This is a genomic window from Streptomyces sp. UF-297, from assembly GCF_058245575.1.
The window spans coordinates 1-316 of record NZ_JBSIBZ010000280.1 but is presented as its reverse complement, the minus strand read 5'-3'; the positions used below and the strand labels follow the sequence as shown (position 1 = coordinate 316).

Here is a 316-nt window from a genome sequence, read left to right as displayed (position 1 = left end):
TACTACTGGGAGGAGACCAAGGCTCCCAAGGGGTACAAGCTGCCCAAGAACCCGGTCTTCGGCCCCATGGTCCTGACCAAGGACAAGCTCACCACGACCGCGTCCATCACGGCCGTGAACGAGAAGCCGAACATCACGCCCAAGAAGAAGGACGAGGCCACCGACTCGGACGCCCAGACCGAGGGCGAGGCGGTCATTCTCCCTGATGTCAAGGAGAAAGTCCTGAAGATGGACAACGTGAACAACGGCACCGAGCCGTTGGTCAAGATCCGGAACACTGACCGCGTCACCAAGGGCGACGCGAAGATCAAGGATC

General features: G+C 60.1%; 1 protein-coding gene. It reads left to right on the top strand.

The window, feature by feature from the left end:
* Positions 1–316: hypothetical protein (locus AC4IJH_RS43825; RefSeq protein WP_490857619.1), on the top strand; the 316-nt coding region annotated here is incomplete at both ends.